This window comes from Solibacillus isronensis (genome assembly GCF_023715405.1).
GTDB classification, from domain to species: Bacteria; Bacillota; Bacilli; order Bacillales_A; family Planococcaceae; genus Solibacillus; species Solibacillus isronensis_B.
Window position 1 is genome coordinate 1 of sequence record NZ_JAMBOC010000049.1, and the last position, 259, is coordinate 259.

Genomic DNA, 259 nt, shown 5'->3' on the forward strand with positions numbered 1-259 from the left:
GATTACAAGTCAGTTGCTCTACCAACTGAGCTACACCGGCATTTAGAAATGGTGGAGGATGACGGGCTCGAACCGCCGACCCCCTGCTTGTAAGGCAGGTGCTCTCCCAGCTGAGCTAATCCTCCAAGTTTTTGCGAAGCGACGTCCTACTCTCACAGGGGGAAGCCCCCAACTACCATCGGCGCTAAAGAGCTTAACTTCCGTGTTCGGTATGGGAACGGGTGTGACCTCTTTGCCATCATCACTTCACTATAGTGGG

Annotated in this window: 1 tRNA gene and 1 rRNA gene; both read right to left on the reverse strand. The window is 53.7% G+C overall.

Annotated features, from left to right (window positions below):
- Window positions 1-49: 49 nt before the first annotated feature.
- Window positions 50-125, reverse strand: a tRNA-Val gene (locus tag M3166_RS19190).
- A gap of 8 nt (window positions 126-133) precedes the next feature.
- Window positions 134-249 (reverse strand): 5S ribosomal RNA (rrf, locus tag M3166_RS19195).
- Window positions 250-259: the final 10 nt, after the last annotated feature.